The following is a 16,923-nucleotide window of genomic DNA, read 5'->3' on the forward strand; positions in this document are numbered from 1 at the left end:
TTTGATCGGGTCCCGGCGTGTTGCCTGTCGTCCGGGGCCGTGTGTGGTTATAATCGGCCACTTTATGAGCAAGAAGTGCGTTATGCAGCTGGTTAGAGGTCTTCACAACCTGCGTCCCCAGCATCGGGGCTGCGTCGCCACGATTGGCAATTTCGACGGTGTTCACCGGGGCCACCAGGCTATTCTGGCGCGTCTGCGTGAGCGGGCTGTCGAGTTGGGTGTGCCCAGCTGCGTGGTCATCTTTGAACCCCAGCCGCGCGAGTTCTTTGCGCCAGAGACTGCTCCGGCACGACTGGCACGTCTGCGCGACAAGCTCGAACTGTTGAGCGCCGAAGGTGTGGACCGGGTGCTGTGCCTGTCCTTCAATCAGCGCCTGAGGAAACTCAGTGCGGCCAGCTTCGTCGAAACCGTGCTGATCGACGGGCTGGGCATTCAGCACCTTGAAGTGGGCGATGATTTTCGTTTTGGCTGCGACCGGCTCGGGGATTTCTACTTCCTGCAGCAGGCCGGAACGACTTACGGATTTACGGTGGAAGCGGCGCAGACCGTTGAAATCGATGGCCTTCGCGTCAGCAGTACCAAGGTGCGTAAAGCCCTGGCTGCCGCGGATTTTGCCTTGGCCGAGCGTATGCTCGGTCGCCCGTTCCAGATCACCGGACGGGTCTTGCATGGCCAGAAGCTGGCGCGTCAGTTGGGTACGCCCACCGCCAACGTGCAACTCAAGCGTCGTCGTGTGCCCTTGAGCGGGGTTTACCTGGTCAGCGTAGACATCGATGGCAAGGTTTGGGCGGGTGTCGCCAACATCGGCGTGCGTCCTACCGTGGCGGGTGATGGCAGTGCCCACCTTGAAGTGCATCTTCTGGATTTTGCCGGCGACCTTTACGACCGGCGTTTGACGGTGGCTTTCCACCACAAGCTGCGTGATGAGCAGCGTTTTGCCTCTCTGGAGGCGCTCAAGACGGCGATCAATGCGGACGTCGCCGCCGCCCGTGCCCATTGGCATGGTCAACCGCTAACCAAGAGCCTGAAATGACCGACTATAAAGCCACGCTAAACCTTCCGGACACCGCCTTCCCTATGAAGGCCGGCCTGCCCCAGCGCGAGCCGCAAACTCTGCAGCGCTGGGACAGCATTGGCCTGTACCAGAAGCTGCGCGAAATTGGCAAGGATCGTCCGAAGTTCGTCCTGCACGACGGCCCTCCGTACGCCAACGGCAATATTCACATCGGTCATGCCGTCAACAAGATTCTCAAGGACATGATCCTGCGTTCCAAGACCCTGGCGGGCTTCGATGCCCCGTATGTGCCGGGTTGGGACTGTCATGGCCTGCCGATCGAGCACAAGGTCGAAGTGACCCACGGCAAGAACCTGTCCGCGGACAAGACCCGCGAGCTGTGTCGTGCCTACGCTGCCGAGCAGATCGAAGGCCAGAAATCCGAGTTCATCCGTCTGGGTGTGCTGGGTGACTGGAGCAATCCGTACCTGACCATGAACTTCGCCAACGAAGCCGGGGAAATCCGCGCGCTGGCCGAGATGGTCAAGGGCGGTTTCGTCTTCAAGGGCCTGAAACCGGTCAACTGGTGTTTCGATTGTGGTTCGGCTCTGGCTGAAGCCGAAGTTGAATATCAGGACAAGAAGTCCTCGACCATCGACGTCGCGTTCCCGATTGCCGACGAAGCAAAACTGGCCGCTGCATTCGGCCTTGCTTCGCTGGACAAGCCGGCTTCCATCGTCATCTGGACCACCACCCCGTGGACCATCCCGGCCAACCAGGCGCTGAACGTCCATCCCGAGTTCAACTACGCGCTGGTCGATGTCGGCGACAGACTGCTGGTGCTGGCTGAAGAGCTGGTCGAGTCCTGCCTGGCCCGCTATAAGCTGGAAGGCTCAGTGATCGCGACCACCACTGGCCAGTCGCTGGAGCTGATCAACTTCCGTCATCCGTTCTACGACCGTCTGTCGCCGGTCTATCTGGCTGACTACGTCGAGCTGGGTGCCGGTACCGGTATCGTTCACTGCTCGCCCGCCTATGGCGTGGATGACTTCAATATCAGCAAGGCTTATGGCCTGAGCAATGACGACATCATCAGCCCGGTGCAGAGCAACGGCGTGTATGTCGAATCGCTGGAGTTCTTCGGTGGCCAGTTCATCTTCAAGGCCAACCAGAACATCATCGACAAGCTCGCCGAAGTCGGCAGCCTGATGGACACCGAAACCATCAGCCACAGCTACATGCACTGCTGGCGTCACAAGTCGCCGCTGATCTACCGCGCCACTGCGCAGTGGTTTGTGGGCATGGACAAGCAGCCTGTGGTGGGTGACACGCTGCGTGAGCGTGCGGTCAAGGCCATCGAAGACACTCAGTTCGTTCCGGCCTGGGGTCAGGCGCGTCTGCACTCGATGATCGCCAACCGTCCCGACTGGTGCATCTCGCGTCAGCGCAACTGGGGCGTGCCGATTCCGTTCTTCCTGCACAAGGAAAGCGGCGAGCTGCACCCACGCACCGTCGAACTGATGGAAGAAGTGGCGCAGCGGGTCGAGAAAGAAGGCATCGAGGCCTGGTTCAAGCTGGACGCCAGCGAACTGCTGGGTGACGAGGCGGCCAAGTACGACAAGATCTCCGACACCCTGGACGTCTGGTTCGACTCCGGCACCACTCACTGGCACGTGCTGCGCGGCTCGCACCCGATGGGCCACGAAAGCGGTCCGCGTGCCGACCTGTACCTCGAAGGCTCCGACCAGCATCGCGGCTGGTTCCACTCGTCGCTGCTGACCGGTTGCGCCATCGACAACCATGCACCGTATCGCGAACTGCTGACCCACGGGTTCGTGGTCGACGAGAACGGCCGCAAGATGTCCAAGTCGCTGAACAACGTGGTTGCGCCGCAGAAGGTCAACGATTCGCTGGGCGCCGACATCATGCGTCTGTGGGTCTCGGCAACTGACTATTCCGGTGAAATGGCGGTGTCCGACCAGATCCTGCAGCGCAGCGCCGATGCCTATCGTCGTATTCGCAACACGGCGCGCTTCCTGCTTTCCAACCTGTCCGGCTTCAACCCGGCGACCGACCTGCTGCCAGCCGATGAAATGCTTGCGCTGGACCGTTGGGCGGTGGATCGCACCTTGCTGCTGCAACGTGAGCTGCAGGAGAACTACAGCGAATACCGTTTCTGGAACGTGTACTCCAAGGTCCACAACTTCTGCGTGCAGGAGCTGGGCGGGTTCTACCTGGACATCATCAAGGATCGCCAGTACACCACGGCTGCCAACAGCACGGCACGTCGCTCGTGTCAGACCGCGCTGTTCCACATCTCCGAAGCGCTGGTTCGCTGGATCGCGCCGATCCTGGCGTTCACCGCCGACGAGCTGTGGCAGTTCCTGCCGGGCGAGCGCAACGAATCCGTGATGCTCAACACCTGGTACGAAGGCCTGACCGAAATGCCAGCCGACTTCGAAATGGACCGCGCCTACTGGGAGCGGATCATGGCGGTGAAGACCTCGGTCAACAAGGAAATGGAAAACCTGCGCGCGGCCAAGGCCATTGGCGGCAACCTGCAGGCTGAAGTGACCCTGTATGCCGAAGACTCGCTGGTGGCGGATCTGTCGAAGCTGAGCAACGAACTGCGTTTCGTGCTGATCACCTCCACGGCCAGCGTCGCGCCTCTGGCGGCGGCTCCGGCTGATGCAGTGGTGACCGAAGTCGCCGGTCTGAAGCTCAAGGTCGTCAAGTCCGGTCACGCCAAGTGCGCCCGTTGCTGGCATCACCGTGAGGATGTGGGGGTGAACCCTGAGCATCCGGAAATCTGCGGTCGCTGCGTGGACAACATCAGTGGTGCAGGCGAGGTGCGTCACTATGCGTGATTCCGCTCCGGGCCGTTTCGGCCGTCTGAGCTGGTTGTGGTTGAGCGTGCTGGTGCTGGTCATTGACCAGGCCAGCAAGTTCTACTTCGAAAACCGCCTGGACCTGTACGAACAGATCGTGGTGATTCCCGACTACTTCAGCTGGATGCTGGCGTACAACACGGGCGCAGCCTTCAGCTTTCTGGCTGACGGTGCCGGTTGGCAGCGCTGGTTGTTCGCCCTGATCGCCGTTGTGGTCAGCGCGGTGCTGGTGGTCTGGCTCAAGCGTCTGGGGCGCGACGACACCTGGCTGGCCATCGCGCTGGCACTGGTGCTGGGCGGCGCACTGGGCAACCTGTATGACCGCATCGTGCTGGGCCACGTGATCGACTTCATTCTGGTCCACTGGCAGAACCGTTGGCACTTCCCGGCCTTCAACGTGGCCGACAGCGGTATCACCGTTGGCGCAATCATGCTGGCGCTGGATATGTTCAAGAGCAAGAAAACCGGAGAGCCTGCCCATGACTGAACAGTCTTCGACCCAAGGCTCGTCCGACGAGCTGCGCATCGGTCAGAACACGCAGGTCACGCTGCATTTTGCCCTGCGTCTGGAAAACGGCGACACCGTCGACAGTACCTTTGAAAAGGCTCCGGCCACGTTCAAGGTCGGTGACGGCAACCTGCTGCCGGGCTTTGAAGCCGCCATTTTCGGCTTCAAGGCAGGCGACCGGAAGACCGTGCAGATCCTGCCGGAAAACGCCTTTGGTCAGCCCAACCCACAAAACGTGCAGATCATGCCACGCTCGCAGTTCGCGGGTATGGAACTGTCCGAAGGGTTGCTGGTGATCTTCAATGATGCGGCCAACACCGAGTTGCCCGGCGTGGTGAAGGTATTCGATGACGAACAGGTCACTATCGACTTCAATCACCCGCTGGCAGGCAAGACGCTGAGCTTTGAAGTGCAGATCTTCGAAGTAAAAGCGATTCTGGCGTCCTGATCCCGATATCGAGCCCGGCTCCGGCCGGGCTGCTTCGCACGTAACCATGAGGCACAGCATGCAAATCAAACTCGCCAACCCCCGCGGCTTTTGTGCCGGTGTGGACCGCGCGATCGAAATCGTCAATCGCGCCCTGGAAGTGTTTGGTCCGCCGATCTACGTGCGCCATGAAGTGGTTCATAACAAATTCGTCGTCGAAGACCTGCGCTCCCGTGGTGCGATCTTCGTCGAAGAGCTGGAGCAGGTGCCGGACGACGTCATCGTAATCTTCAGTGCTCACGGTGTTTCCCAGGCTGTGCGTACCGAGGCGGCAGGGCGTGGCTTGAAAGTGTTCGACGCTACCTGCCCGCTGGTCACCAAGGTTCACATCGAAGTCGCCCGTTACAGCCGTGATGGTCGCGAATGCATCCTGATCGGTCATGAAGGCCATCCGGAAGTCGAAGGCACCATGGGCCAGTACGATGCCGCCAATGGCGGTGCAATCTATCTGGTCGAAGATGAAGCCGACGTTGCAAGCCTGCAGGTGCGCAACCCGGACTCGCTGGCGTTCGTGACCCAGACCACATTGTCGATGGATGACACCAGTCGCGTCATCGATGCATTGCGCCAGAAATTCCCTGCTATCGGCGGCCCGCGCAAGGACGATATCTGCTACGCCACGCAAAACCGTCAGGACGCGGTCAAGCAACTGGCCGACGAGTGCGACGTGGTATTGGTGGTGGGCAGCCCGAACAGCTCCAATTCAAACCGCCTGCGTGAGCTGGCCGAGCGGATGTCGACACCTGCGTACCTCATCGATGGCGCCGAAGACATGCAGCGCAGCTGGTTCGATGGCGTCGAGCGCATCGGTATCACCGCAGGTGCTTCAGCACCGGAGGTGCTGGTGCGCGGAGTGATCCAGCAGTTGCAGGCCTGGGGTGCAACCGGTGCCGATGAGCTGGCCGGTCGCGAAGAGAACATTACGTTCTCCATGCCCAAGGAATTGCGGGTCAAGTCGCTGCTCTGAATTCGCTCAATTGCACAGTGGCGCATCAGCCTTTTTATCGTCGATCCTGACCCGCCCGGTCCTGGCCACTATCACGCGATAGTGGCTCACCGGCTGGTCTTTGACGCACACATGTATCGTCCCGTTGGCCGAGTTACGCAGGCCGCCCAGCCCGGTGAATGTCAGATGTTCAGCCACTTTCCTGTTGCCGACGATTCGGGTGCCGGGCGACCTCGCGCGCTCGATGAGCCACACGTCCTGATCGTCGGGGCCTTTGCCGTCCGCATCGAGAATGATCCGCCAGCCGTTACTCCAGTCCCCGTCTATTGCATGGATAGTCGTCCACTGATTGCGCGTGATGGCAGCCACTCGTGCCGATCGAATTCCGCTGGCCAGCTCCTGGGCTGCGACGAGTCTGCGGTTGCTGTCGATCACGCCTGTAAGAGAAGGCATCGCGACGTTGGCAAGAATGGCAACCAGTGCCACGACCACCAGCAGTTCGATCAGCGTGAATCCTGTCTGCTTCATCTGTTTTCCTTCCCTGGAAAGACCGTTTCAAACGCGTCCGGGCGCTCGTCATCGCAAAACAACCGTATGTCCCGCTATAGATTTTCCGACGGCATTGCTGCCTTATAGTCGTAACGTCTAGGAGACACTCAATGCGTCATATAGCCAAGGGATTCAGCCTCATCGAATTGTTAGTCACTGTGTCCCTGGTGGGCATCCTGGCAGCTATCGCGATCCCGAATTTCACCAGCACCCTCCAGAGCAACAAGGCCGATACCGAACTCAATGATTTGCAGCGGGCCCTCAACTATGCGCGGCTCGAGGCGATAAACAGAGGAGTGAGTGTGCGAATCGCTCCGACCACCGGCACTGCGTGGAATACCGAGTTGCAGGTGTATCGAGTCTCCGATGCGGGCACGGTCGCGTCCGACTCGACCAGGGTCTTGCGCAAGGTGGCGGCCATGAGCAGCGGCGGTACGCTGGTGGCGGCCAACGTGAATGCAATCGACTTCAATAACCTGGGCGGGCTCATCGCGCCTGCTACGGCGGTGGCAATGACTTACACCCGAGGCTCCGTCACCAAAAACCTGAATATTTGTCTGACCGGCCGGATCGTCCTCGGTGGAAGCTGCTGATGCCCAATAAACCCCGACATCGCCAGAGCGGCATGACCCTGATCGAAGTGCTGGTTTCGGTGTTGATCCTGGCCATCGGCCTGCTGGGCGCGGCGGCAATCCAGCTGAACGCCCTGAAATACACCGACAGTGCGGCGATGACCAGTCAGGCCAGCTTTATCGCATACGACATGATGGATCGGATTCGGGCGAATGTGGATGGCAATTCAGCCAGTACTGGCGGACAAAACGTCCTGGCAACCTATGGCCTCAACGGTCTGTCGGCTGCACCGGCTGCCAATATCAACGTCGCGCGGGATCAGGATCTGTTCGATTTCAAAACCAACATCATCAATTTTGCAGGTGCTACCGGGACAGGGGTGATCAACGTTGCCAATGCGCCGGAAGTGACAATTACCATCACCTGGGACGACACGCGTGCCGCGAGCGCCAATACCGTGGCGAACACGGGGACTGCACCCGTCATCCCGACGACCCGAACGTTTACACTGACTTCACGTATCGGGGTGAATCCATGAGAAGGCTGTCCAGAGGCTTTGGCCTGGTCGAAATCATGGTCGCTCTGGTGCTCGGGCTGGTGGTCAGCCTCGGTATTGTTCAGATATTCACCGCATCCAGAGCCACGTACCAAAGCCAGAATGCGTCGGCCCGCATGCAGGAAGATGCGCGTTTTGTGTTGAGCAAGATGATTCAGGAAATTCGCATGACCGGCATGTATGGATGCCTGAGTCTCTCCAACGTGACGCCTGTGGCACCTGCGATTGCCCTGCCTGTTGCGCTCGATAACGCCATTCTCTGGGACAACGCGAACGCGAAGCTCACGCTGGTGACCGCTGACGTGGGGAGCACGGGCAGCACGCCGACCTGGACCATCATCTCAGACTGCAGAACCACGACGCAGTTGTACAACGGTGCAAGAGCACCCGCGGCCGGGCAGACGGCCTTTCCATTGCGGCAACTGGTTTACAGCCTTTCCGGGACTGATCTGAGCATCAGATTCGGCGCGACGGCTGATCCGCAACCACTCTTGCAGAATGTCACCAGTTTTTCTGTTTCCTTTGGCATGGTCGGTAATCCCATGTCCTACAAAACGGCGATCACCGCTGGCAATGCTGGTGACATTCGCAGTGTGCGCATCAGCCTCACATTGCATGACCCTGACAATCGGGTCGAAGACCAGCAATACAGCGTCGTTGCCTACTTGCGTAACCGCTTTTGACAGGCCCAGCATGAACAAGACCGTGCGATTCAATTCGATCATTGCCTTCCCTCGTCGTCAGGGCGGCATGGTGTTGCTGGTAAGTCTGGTATTTCTGCTGCTGCTGACGTTGCTGGGGATTTCTTCGATGCAGAACGCAACCCTGCAGGAAAAAATGGCCGGCAGCGTGGTGGTCCGCAATCAGTCGTTCCAGTTGGCAGAAAGCGCGCTGCGCCTCGGTGAGTCTGCCATCAAGGCAGGGACTGTTTCACCGGCAGTCTGTTCGGGAGCCGCGTGTGCACCACCTGCCGAGTCCACCACGGTAACCGCTGCCGGAGTGGGGGCTTCCGGTGTGATCTGGACGGCAGCGGCCGGAGGAGGGTTTTATGCTGTTCAGAATCTGGGTACGACGATGGAGCCGATAAGACGGCCGCCAAATTGTACTTCTCTTGCTGTCGCTCTCTACCGGGTAACCTCCGTGGCCATCCAGAATGGCACCTCACGAACCGTGCTGGAGAGCATCTATGCCAACTGCTAAGGCGTTTCGTCATGCTCTGAAGTATGTGTATGGCGTGCTGTTGACGCTTTACCTCGCCGCGCCAGTCTATGCGTTCACGCCTGCGCAGGTGCCGTTGCTCAGCTCATCAGCGGTGCCGCCCAACCTGATGCTGCTCGTGGACAACTCGGGGAGTATGTACAACATCATCTGGGCGTCCGGGTTTGATCCGAACGTCAATCGTCCTGATATCCAGTTTTACTCCACTCAGTGTGTGAGTGGCCTGATAACGGTTCCTTGCCCGTTCATAAGCACCATCTCGGGCGGGGAGACGTTGGCAGTAGGAGACATCAACGCCACGGGAGTGGCCGGGATTTCACTGTCTTGCCTGTTCGGCGGACGCACGATTTTTCGCAACGGCGTTCGATACTGCGTCGTGCTGCCCGATCCTGCCGGAAATGGCCTGACGCGTTATACCGCAGACTATCTGTCGTATTTGATTGATCTGGTCACGCCCGGGCTGTTCGATTTCGGTGTGCGAGACTACACCAATGGCATAATTCCCAATGATTTCCGCATGAACGTCGCGAAGACCGTGGCTACCAATCTGGTATCCAACAACCTCACGCTCAGGATCGGGCTGGCGACCTTCAATGAACCGAACAATTTCGATCTCGGTCCGGGTGGTCGGATTTCCAGATTGGTCACCGATCTGTCTCCGGTCACGGCCTCGACTTATCAGCCTGCTGTCACTCAGGCGCAAGCCACTGCCAACGTTAACGCGCTCAAGCAGGCCATCGCCAACCTGACGCCTTCCGCCAACACGCCGCTGGCGGAAACCTATTACGAGATCACCCGTTATTTCCGTGGTATGGCGCCCTTTTATCAGAGTGCCGCCAACTATGTGAGCCCTATTCAATACCGCTGCCAGAAGAACTATGGCGTGGTGGTCACCGACGGGTTGCCCACCTATGACCGGACGTTTCCCGCCAACGACCCGGAAGACGTCGCCGATACCACACGTTCATTGCCCAACTGGGACCTGAATGCCGCCAATGACGGAAACAATCTGTCGGGTGATGGGGAAGGGGATACGCTTTATCTGGATGACCTGGCCAAGTTTGCCTACGACATCGATCTGCGCCGTGATGTCTCCGCGCCGGGGGGCGATCTGACCGGAAAAAGCTGGGACACCGCAGGTTTCCCCAAACAAAACCTGAGCACCTACACCATCGGCTTCACAGCCAATAACCAGATGCTGATCGATGCCGCGAACGATACTCACGGTCGTGGAAAGTACTTCCAGGCCAATGACAGTTCGGGATTGAACACGGCCTTGAACCTTGCGCTGAGCGATATCTACGCGAAGGCAGGTTCTGGCGGTGGCGGTGCGGCCAACTCCGCGACCCTGCAAACGGGCACGCGCTTTTTCCAGACGCTTTATGACCCTGCCGACTGGCACGGGACAATCAATGCGTTTGATCTGGATGCCCGGACGGGTGACCCAGGCGCAGCAGTGTGGACCACTGACACAACGATAACGTCATCTTCGACCGCTCCGACTTTCGAAACCTGGAACACTGCCGCAGCTACGCCCACTGCTGCCAGGATTGCTCTTGATTTCAACGCGCTGTCTCAACCTCAGAAGGACGCTGTCACGGCCACACTGCCCGCCGGCGTGACGGGTATTCAGCTGATCAACTGGGCCAAGGGCACCGCCAACGCGGCATTGCGAACCCGTACCCGATTGCTGGGCGATTTGATCAATACGAATCTGGCTGTCGCGCTTCCAACGGAAAAGACCTCGACCGATATGGCGGGCAGTACGTCCTACAGCACTTATCTGTCTGCCAAGGCCAGCAACATGACGTACAGCCTGTTGGCAAACGCCAACGATGGCTTCCTCAATGTCATCGGTGCCGATAATGGCAGGCGAACCTATGCTTATATGCCTTCGACCGCCTTGACGTCGCTGGCCACCGTTGCCTCGCCCAACTACGGTCTCGGTGTGCACAGGTTCACTGCTGATGGTCAGATTTCCGTATTCGATACCCAGGCTGGCAGCAGCGCTTCGTGGCGCACTGTGGCAGTAAGCGGGCTGGGAGCAGGCGGCAAGGCATTCTTTGCCATCAAGTTGTTTGAAGGCACATCCAACAACATCAGCGCATTGTGGGAGGTCAGGGCACCGGCTGTGTCCACTCCGGCAAACGGTTTCAACAATCTGGGCTTCAGCTATTCCAAGGCCGAAGCGGCGCGGATGGCAGATGGAACGGGCATTGTTGTCGTTGGAAACGGCTACGGCAGCTTCACGGGGCGTGCCTCGCTCTTTGTGCTGAACGCCAACACCGGAGCACTCATCGCTGAGATACCCACACCTGTGACAGGCAGTGAAACGGACAACGGGCTGTCTTCGGTCAGGCTGCGGGTCAATGCACAGAACATCGTCCAGGCTGCCTACGCAGGTGACCTGAAAGGTCGTTTGTGGAAGTTTGATCTGAGCGGGGCATCTGCGAACAGCTGGAAGTTGGCGTTCAACGGCCAGCCTCTTTTCACTGCGCCACTCGGTGCCAATCAACCCATCACGGTTCAGCCTTTGATTCTGGATCACCCGCTGAACGGCAAGATCATCTACTTCGGCACCGGCAAGTTTCTTGAGACGGCGGACAAACAAACGACTGCGCTCCAGGATTTCTATGCGATCTGGGACGCTGACACTGCGTCCGGCAACTACGTCGAAGGCAACCTGCAGGCTCAGGCCGTCACAGGTTCGGTTTCCGGTAGCGATGCGACCTATTTCACTTCAACCGCCAACGATGTTGACTGGGCATCGAAAAAGGGTTGGTTCCTGCCGTTGTCCACCATTGAGCCTTACATCGGCGAGCGCATCATTTATCCTGCTCAAACCAGCAGAGGCCGGATTCTCTTCACTACTGCTGCCGTCAACTCGTCGGACCCTTGCGAGAGCACGGGTACGGGTCGTTTGTTCGAACTGGATGCAGCGACCGGCAGTATGCTCAACTATCAAGTGCTGGACACCAACGGCGATCTGGACGTAAACGAACTCGATACGCGCGTTTCGGGACGTGCGGTAGGCAGCGGTATACCTATCCTGGCATCCGTTCTGGCAGGAACCGTGAGTCTGGGTACTGACTCAAACGGAAATCCCAAAGTGCCGGAAGACCGGAAGATTCTGATCGATTCCAGCGGCAACAAGATAGTATTTCCTGAAGACAGCTCCTCGGGAGCACGAAACGCATTTCAGCGCATCATGTGGCGACAAATCCAATAGGGAAGCTGACCATGAGAGCAACATCCAGGGGCTTTACGCTGATCGAACTCATGATCGTCGTGGCGATTGTCGGTATCCTTGCGGCGGTGGCTTACCCCAGTTACACCGAGTACGTGAGACGCACCCATCGCGCCGAAATTGCCAGCCTGCTGTCCGAGCAGACCCAGGCGCTGGAGCGTTTTTATTCCCGCAGCGGTACTTACGCGGGCGCACAAGGTCTGAGCCTGGGAAACACCTATTACGGTATTGTCTCTGTGCTGAACGCCTCCGACTTCACTCTGACGGCGACGCCCAACGGCAACGCGATGATGAATGGCGACAAGTGCGGCAGTTTCGTCATCAAGAACACGGGCGAGTACAGCAACACCGGCGCGTCCAGCGGTGTGACGAAGAAAGACTGCTGGGGCCGATAACCCTTTTCAACTTGCCCAGAGAGCAAAATGCCCAAGCAACACGTAGTGATCGTCGGCGGTGGTGTGATCGGTTTGCTGACGGCCTTCAATCTGGCATCGTCGCATATGAGCGTCGTGCTGCTGGACAGGTCAGGCGTGGGGCTCGAGTCTTCATGGGCAGGCGGGGGGATCGTTTCTCCGCTCTACCCATGGCGCTACAGCCCGGCAGTGACCGCGCTGGCGCACTGGTCTCAGGATTTCTATCCGCATCTGGGCGAACGGCTTTTCAAGCAGACGGGTCTTGATCCGGAAGTTCATACCACCGGTTTGTACTGGCTGGACCTGGATGACGAACAGCAGGCGCTCGACTGGGCGGTACGGGAAAACCGACCGCTGAGCAGCGTTGATATCTCTGCGGTGCATGATGCAGTGCCGGTGCTCGGGCAGGGGTATTCCCGGGCCATCCATATGGCTGACGTGGCCAATGTGCGTAACCCCCGACTGGTCAAATCCCTCAAGGCCGCCTTGCTGGCGATGCCGAATGTCGAGATTCGCGAGCAGTGCGAGGTCACTGGCTTCGTGCGTCGTCATGACAGAATCGAGGGTGTGAAGACGACGTCGGGCGATGTGCTCGCTGACCGGGTGATTCTTGCTGCGGGCGCCTGGAGCGGTGAGCTGCTGAAACACCTTGGCCTGGAGCTGCCAGTCGAGCCGGTCAAAGGTCAGATGATCCTCTACAAGTGCGCGTCGGATTTTCTGCCCAGCATGGTGTTGGCGAAAGGGCGATACGCGATTCCCCGGCGTGACGGGCATATCCTGATTGGCAGCACGCTGGAACACGCGGGTTTCGACAAGACCACGACTGAGGTGGCGCTGGAAAGCCTCAAGGCCTCGGCTGTCGAGCTGATTCCGGCATTGGCGGACGCCGAGCCAGTTGCCCAGTGGGCGGGGCTGCGTCCGGGTTCGCCGGAAGGCATTCCATTCATTGGCCCCGTGCCCGGCTTCGAAGGGCTGTGGCTCAACTGCGGTCATTACCGCAACGGCCTGGTGCTGGCGCCTGCATCGTGCCAGTTGCTCGCTGATTTATTACTGGAGCATGAGCCGATCATTGATCCGGCGCCGTATGCACCGCAAGGGCGTATGACGCCCGCCCGGATATAAGCTGCGCTTTCGTCGATAAAATTTAGCTTGCTGGATAGACGCGGTTTTTCTTGGGGGGCACCACCACGTCTTAAACGTGGCGCTGTCGCGCGGCAAATACGGACCGTGGGAGGCGGCTATTTAGCGTTGTGTCAGGGGCCTTTAAACACCCGCGCCTTCGCGCTCAATCCAGCCCCAGCTTCTTCAATCGATAACGCATCGACCTGAATGACAGGCTCAGCCGCTGGGCTGCCGCTGTGCGGTTCCAGCGGGTTTCTTCCAGGGCCTGAAGAATCAGTTTGCGCTCGATGCCTTCCAGGTAATCTTCCAGATTGTCGATGTCGGCCAGGTTCGGGCCGTCGGTTTCCTGTGGTCTGGCAGACTCGGCCAGGCGCAGGTCGGATGCGTGGATTTCGTCGTTCTCGCACAGCGTGTAGGCACGCTCCAGCATGTTTTCCAGCTCACGAACGTTGCCGGGAAAACGATAGTTTTTCAGCGTATCCAGTGCCTGGGCGTCGAGTCTGGCGGCGGGCAGGCCGCTGTTGTTCGCCAGACGCTGCAGGACGATGGCGGCCAGTTGGTCGATGTCTTCGCGACGCTCGCGCAGCGACGGTACGCGCAATTCGATGACGTTCAATCGGTAATACAGATCCTGCCGGAAGCGTCCTGCGGCCACCTCCACGTTCAGGTCCTTGTGGGTCGCACAGAGAATCCGGACATCCACCACCTGTTCCTGCTGACCGCCAACGCTGCGGATGGACTTCTCCTGTATCGCGCGCAGCAGTTTGACCTGCATGGCCAGCGGCAGATCGGCCACCTCGTCCAGAAACAGCGTGCCGTTCTGTGCCGCCTGGAATAGCCCCGGCTTGTCTTCATGGGCACCGGTGAAGCTGCCTTTGCGATGCCCGAAGAATTCGCTTTCCATCAGGTCGGAAGGAATGGCGCCGCAGTTGACCGGCACGAAGGGTTTCTCTCCGCGTGGCCCTTGTTCGTGAATCAACCTGGCCACCAGCTCCTTGCCGCTGCCGGACTCGCCGCTGATGTAAACGGGGGCCTGACTGCGCGCCAGTTTGGCGATCTGGCTGCGCAGTGTACGCATGGGCGGCGAATCGCCCAGCAGGCGATTATCCAGGGTGCGTACCGGCTGTACGACGGGTGTGAGGCGTAGAGCGCTGTTGACCAGTTCACGCAGGCGACCGAGGTCTACCGGTTTGGTCAGAAAGTCGAACGCACCGGCCTTGAGCGCGTGGATAGCAGTATCCAGACTGCCATGCGCGGTGATCATCGCCACCGGAACGTGAGCGAAGTTCTGCTGGATATGCTGCACCAGCTCGAGGCCGTTGCCGTCCGGCAGGCGCATGTCCGTCAGGCACAGGTCGAATGCTTCGCGAGCCAGACACTGACGTGCCTCGGCGACGTTGCAGGCGCTGCGGGTGTCGAGCTTCATCCGGCCCAGAGTGATCTCCAGGAGTTCGCGAATGTCCGGCTCATCGTCGACGATCAGGATCTTTTGCCGTGGGGTCATGTTCAGCTCGGTTTGAACGGGTGGGCGAAGGTAATCCGCATGCAACTGCCGCCACCTTCCCGAGGGGCGTAGTCCAGGTGGGCCTGATTGCTTTCGCATAACTCGCGCGACAGGTAGAGGCCAAGGCCCGTCCCTTTGCTTTCGGTGGTGAAGAACGGTTCGAACAATCTGCTCAGGTGCTTCTCGCTGACGCCGGGGCCGTCATCCAGAACCTCCAGCGTCGGCAGATCGCTTTTGCGGTCGTGATACAGCCTCAGCAGCACCTGTGCGGCAGGGTGGTCCTGACGACTGTAGCGCAGGCCGTTCTGCAGCAGGTTGGTGACTACCTGATTCAACTGCTCGGGGTCCATGCGCGTGGTCAGCATGCCGACACCGATTTCGGTCTCGACCCGCTGGTCAGGCAGGGCGGTGCTGCGAAACTCCGCAACAAAGTCTTCCAGCCAGTTTTTCAGATCAAGCAGTTCACGCTGGGCTTCACGTCGTCTGGACAGTTGCAGCACGTTCTCGATGACCAGATTGATCCGCCGTGACTGGTCATGAATGATCTGCCCTAGACGCCGGTCTGGCGCGGTCAGTTCTTCTGACTCGTTCAGCAACTGCGCTGCATGGCTGACAGCGCCGAGCGGGTTGCGGATTTCATGAGCGATGCCGGCGGTCAGGCGGCCCAGTGCGGCAAGCTTGAGCTGCTGGGCCTGATGGGCAACCTGCGACAGGTCTTCCAGGAAGATCAGGGTCTGCAACTGATCGCCTCGGTTGACCGCCGCAAAGCTGGGCTGCAGCTCTGGCCCGATGGCAGAAGTCGAGAGACTGCGCGGCACCATGACCGGGTTGATCAGCCAGTGGCGCAGGCGATCCACCAACTGCGGGCAGTAATGGTCGATCACTTCGCCGACCAACTGCTCATGCCCCAGCAGGTTCAGCGCGCCCTGATTGGCCAGCAGCACCTGACGGCGCGCATCCAGTACCAGAATGCCGGTGCGCATGCGTTGCAGAATCAGGGCGTTGAGTTCTTCAAGGTTATCGACATCGGCAGCACGCTGCTTGGCCAACACTTCGCTGTTCAACATGCGCGCCGTGAGTGCCTGGACCAGCATGGCGGCAGCGAAGCACATGGCGCCCAGCAACCCAGCCTGCACGTAGTCGCTGGAAACCGATGGCGTCCCGAGGCTGATGTAGAAGGTCAGGTAAATGATGCCGATGGCCGAGACTGCCGCGATCAGCAGCCCGATGCGGCCACGCAACAGTACATTACTGATCGCGACCGACGCGATCAGCAGGTTGCCTATACCGCTCGAAGGACCTCCGGCCGCGTAGAAAAGGCCAGACAGCATGATCGCGTCTGCCAGCGCCAGACTGAAGAGGTGAGACTGACGACTCGGCCGCTCCAGCAGCACCACCACCAGGATATTGGACACCAGATACAGCCAGCAGCCTGCGCGAAACAGGTTCGGGTTGGCCATCTGCAACAGTTCGGTGTCCAGGCTGCTGGAAATCAGCGATACCAGCAGGACACCGATGACGAGGCGATAAAGGTGATAAAGCCGCAGGATCCGTTGCGCTTGGGCGGTGCCGAGCGAAAGGGGCTCAGCGGTCACGTGCCGCCGGGCCTTCTAGCCTGTGCGCCTCGCTGCAGTACCATTGTTGTTCCTGGTTCAATGCACGATCACGAGGAAGATGAACGCCGCACTGGGCGCAACGCACCATGGGCGCTGCGGTGGTGTCGGACGGTGCCGGACGTGATTTTGGTTTCGGGGGATTGAGCAGCCGCTTGATGAACCAGACCACCACCGCGATCAACGCGGCCCACATTAATAACCGAAGCATGACTACCAGCTTAGTGAGTTGAGTCTGCGCAGTGTAGCCAAGGAGCAGGCGGGCGGACAGAGGCGAATGCGCATAAAAAAAGAGGCCTTGCAAA

The 16,923-nt window shown here is 59.4% G+C and carries 16 protein-coding genes; 12 read left to right on the top strand and 4 right to left on the bottom strand.

Going from position 1 to position 16,923, the window contains the following annotated elements:
• Positions 1 to 82: 82 nt before the first annotated feature.
• The 5 genes from ribF to ispH are packed head-to-tail and all read left to right on the top strand — an operon-like array spanning position 83 to position 5,844.
• The gene (gene ribF, locus AO065_RS11105) at positions 83 to 1,033 is read left to right on the top strand and encodes a bifunctional riboflavin kinase/FAD synthetase (RefSeq protein ID WP_004884057.1); all 951 of its coding nucleotides are present in this window, start codon (positions 83 to 85) and stop codon (positions 1,031 to 1,033) included.
• Entirely contained in the window at positions 1,030 to 3,861 is a 2,832-nt protein-coding gene (ileS, locus tag AO065_RS11110; RefSeq protein WP_004884058.1) for an isoleucine--tRNA ligase, read from the top strand. The genes ribF and ileS overlap by 4 nt, the downstream gene beginning before the upstream one ends.
• A complete protein-coding gene (gene lspA, locus AO065_RS11115; protein WP_004884059.1) occupies positions 3,854 to 4,369 on the top strand; it encodes a signal peptidase II in 516 nt (171 codons plus the stop codon). The genes ileS and lspA overlap by 8 nt, the downstream gene beginning before the upstream one ends.
• On the top strand, positions 4,362 to 4,838 hold the full coding sequence (locus AO065_RS11120; protein WP_004884060.1) for an FKBP-type peptidyl-prolyl cis-trans isomerase: 477 nt from the start codon (positions 4,362 to 4,364) through the stop codon (positions 4,836 to 4,838). The genes lspA and AO065_RS11120 overlap by 8 nt, the downstream gene beginning before the upstream one ends.
• Positions 4,839 to 4,896: 58 nt before the next feature.
• Positions 4,897 to 5,844 carry a 4-hydroxy-3-methylbut-2-enyl diphosphate reductase gene (gene ispH / locus AO065_RS11125; protein ID WP_004884061.1) on the top strand — a complete coding sequence of 316 codons (948 nt, stop codon included), beginning with the start codon at positions 4,897 to 4,899 and terminating at the stop codon, positions 5,842 to 5,844.
• A gap of 6 nt (positions 5,845 to 5,850) precedes the next feature.
• Here ispH and AO065_RS11130 read toward each other — a convergent pair whose 3' ends face one another.
• Positions 5,851 to 6,351 (bottom strand): GspH/FimT family pseudopilin, encoded by a 501-nt coding sequence (locus AO065_RS11130; RefSeq protein WP_004884062.1) that lies wholly within the window; start codon positions 6,349 to 6,351, stop codon positions 5,851 to 5,853.
• Between the two features lie 131 nt (positions 6,352 to 6,482).
• Between AO065_RS11130 and AO065_RS11135 the strand changes: the two genes are divergently transcribed.
• From AO065_RS11135 to thiO, 7 genes are read left to right on the top strand one after another with little or no spacing between them, the layout of a single operon-like run.
• Positions 6,483 to 6,965 carry a GspH/FimT family pseudopilin gene (locus AO065_RS11135; RefSeq protein WP_004884063.1) on the top strand — a complete coding sequence of 161 codons (483 nt, stop codon included), beginning with the start codon at positions 6,483 to 6,485 and terminating at the stop codon, positions 6,963 to 6,965.
• Positions 6,965 to 7,483, top strand: coding sequence for a type IV pilus modification protein PilV (gene pilV / locus AO065_RS11140; protein ID WP_004884064.1), 519 nt, complete (start codon positions 6,965 to 6,967; stop codon positions 7,481 to 7,483). Before AO065_RS11135 ends, pilV begins: the two co-directional genes overlap by 1 nt.
• Positions 7,480 to 8,184 carry a PilW family protein gene (locus AO065_RS11145; protein ID WP_004884065.1) on the top strand — a complete coding sequence of 235 codons (705 nt, stop codon included), beginning with the start codon at positions 7,480 to 7,482 and terminating at the stop codon, positions 8,182 to 8,184. The genes pilV and AO065_RS11145 overlap by 4 nt, the downstream gene beginning before the upstream one ends.
• Before the next feature lie 10 nt (positions 8,185 to 8,194).
• On the top strand, positions 8,195 to 8,701 hold the full coding sequence (locus AO065_RS11150) for a pilus assembly PilX family protein (RefSeq protein ID WP_004884066.1): 507 nt from the start codon (positions 8,195 to 8,197) through the stop codon (positions 8,699 to 8,701).
• Complete coding sequence (locus tag AO065_RS11155; protein ID WP_004884067.1) at positions 8,688 to 11,948, top strand: pilus assembly protein; 3,261 nt, start codon at positions 8,688 to 8,690, stop codon at positions 11,946 to 11,948. The genes AO065_RS11150 and AO065_RS11155 overlap by 14 nt, the downstream gene beginning before the upstream one ends.
• 11 nt (positions 11,949 to 11,959) lie before the next feature.
• Positions 11,960 to 12,361 (top strand): type IV pilin protein, encoded by a 402-nt coding sequence (locus AO065_RS11160; RefSeq protein ID WP_004884068.1) that lies wholly within the window; start codon positions 11,960 to 11,962, stop codon positions 12,359 to 12,361.
• Between the two features lie 27 nt (positions 12,362 to 12,388).
• Entirely contained in the window at positions 12,389 to 13,501 is a 1,113-nt protein-coding gene (thiO, locus tag AO065_RS11165; protein WP_004884069.1) for a glycine oxidase ThiO, read from the top strand.
• Positions 13,502 to 13,664: 163 nt separating this feature from the next.
• Here the strand turns inward: thiO and AO065_RS11170 are convergent, their stop codons facing one another.
• From AO065_RS11170 to AO065_RS11180, 3 genes are read right to left on the bottom strand one after another with little or no spacing between them, the layout of a single operon-like run.
• The gene (locus AO065_RS11170; protein ID WP_032651614.1) at positions 13,665 to 15,005 is read right to left on the bottom strand and encodes a sigma-54-dependent transcriptional regulator; all 1,341 of its coding nucleotides are present in this window, start codon (positions 15,003 to 15,005) and stop codon (positions 13,665 to 13,667) included.
• A 2-nt stretch (positions 15,006 to 15,007) separates the two neighbouring features.
• A complete protein-coding gene (locus tag AO065_RS11175) occupies positions 15,008 to 16,600 on the bottom strand; it encodes a sensor histidine kinase (protein ID WP_004884071.1) in 1,593 nt (530 codons plus the stop codon).
• A complete protein-coding gene (locus AO065_RS11180; protein ID WP_054998485.1) occupies positions 16,590 to 16,829 on the bottom strand; it encodes a PP0621 family protein in 240 nt (79 codons plus the stop codon). Before AO065_RS11180 ends, AO065_RS11175 begins: the two co-directional genes overlap by 11 nt.
• Between the last annotated feature and the right edge of the window lie 94 nt (positions 16,830 to 16,923).

The organism is Pseudomonas viridiflava (assembly GCF_001642795.1).
Taxonomy (GTDB): Bacteria; Pseudomonadota; Gammaproteobacteria; order Pseudomonadales; family Pseudomonadaceae; genus Aquipseudomonas; species Aquipseudomonas viridiflava.

Coding starts and splice junctions, on each gene's coding strand:
- lspA (WP_004884059.1), top strand. CDS start 3,854: ATGCGTGATTCCGCTCCGGGCCGTTTCGGCCGTCTGAGCTGGTTGTGG.
- AO065_RS11130 (WP_004884062.1), bottom strand. CDS start 6,351: ATGAAGCAGACAGGATTCACGCTGATCGAACTGCTGGTGGTCGTGGCA.
- AO065_RS11120 (WP_004884060.1), top strand. CDS start 4,362: ATGACTGAACAGTCTTCGACCCAAGGCTCGTCCGACGAGCTGCGCATC.
- AO065_RS11150 (WP_004884066.1), top strand. CDS start 8,195: ATGAACAAGACCGTGCGATTCAATTCGATCATTGCCTTCCCTCGTCGT.
- ribF (WP_004884057.1), top strand. CDS start 83: ATGCAGCTGGTTAGAGGTCTTCACAACCTGCGTCCCCAGCATCGGGGC.
- thiO (WP_004884069.1), top strand. CDS start 12,389: ATGCCCAAGCAACACGTAGTGATCGTCGGCGGTGGTGTGATCGGTTTG.
- AO065_RS11145 (WP_004884065.1), top strand. CDS start 7,480: ATGAGAAGGCTGTCCAGAGGCTTTGGCCTGGTCGAAATCATGGTCGCT.
- AO065_RS11180 (WP_054998485.1), bottom strand. CDS start 16,829: ATGCTTCGGTTATTAATGTGGGCCGCGTTGATCGCGGTGGTGGTCTGG.
- AO065_RS11160 (WP_004884068.1), top strand. CDS start 11,960: ATGAGAGCAACATCCAGGGGCTTTACGCTGATCGAACTCATGATCGTC.
- ileS (WP_004884058.1), top strand. CDS start 1,030: ATGACCGACTATAAAGCCACGCTAAACCTTCCGGACACCGCCTTCCCT.
- AO065_RS11135 (WP_004884063.1), top strand. CDS start 6,483: ATGCGTCATATAGCCAAGGGATTCAGCCTCATCGAATTGTTAGTCACT.
- AO065_RS11155 (WP_004884067.1), top strand. CDS start 8,688: ATGCCAACTGCTAAGGCGTTTCGTCATGCTCTGAAGTATGTGTATGGC.
- ispH (WP_004884061.1), top strand. CDS start 4,897: ATGCAAATCAAACTCGCCAACCCCCGCGGCTTTTGTGCCGGTGTGGAC.
- AO065_RS11170 (WP_032651614.1), bottom strand. CDS start 15,005: ATGACCCCACGGCAAAAGATCCTGATCGTCGACGATGAGCCGGACATT.
- pilV (WP_004884064.1), top strand. CDS start 6,965: ATGCCCAATAAACCCCGACATCGCCAGAGCGGCATGACCCTGATCGAA.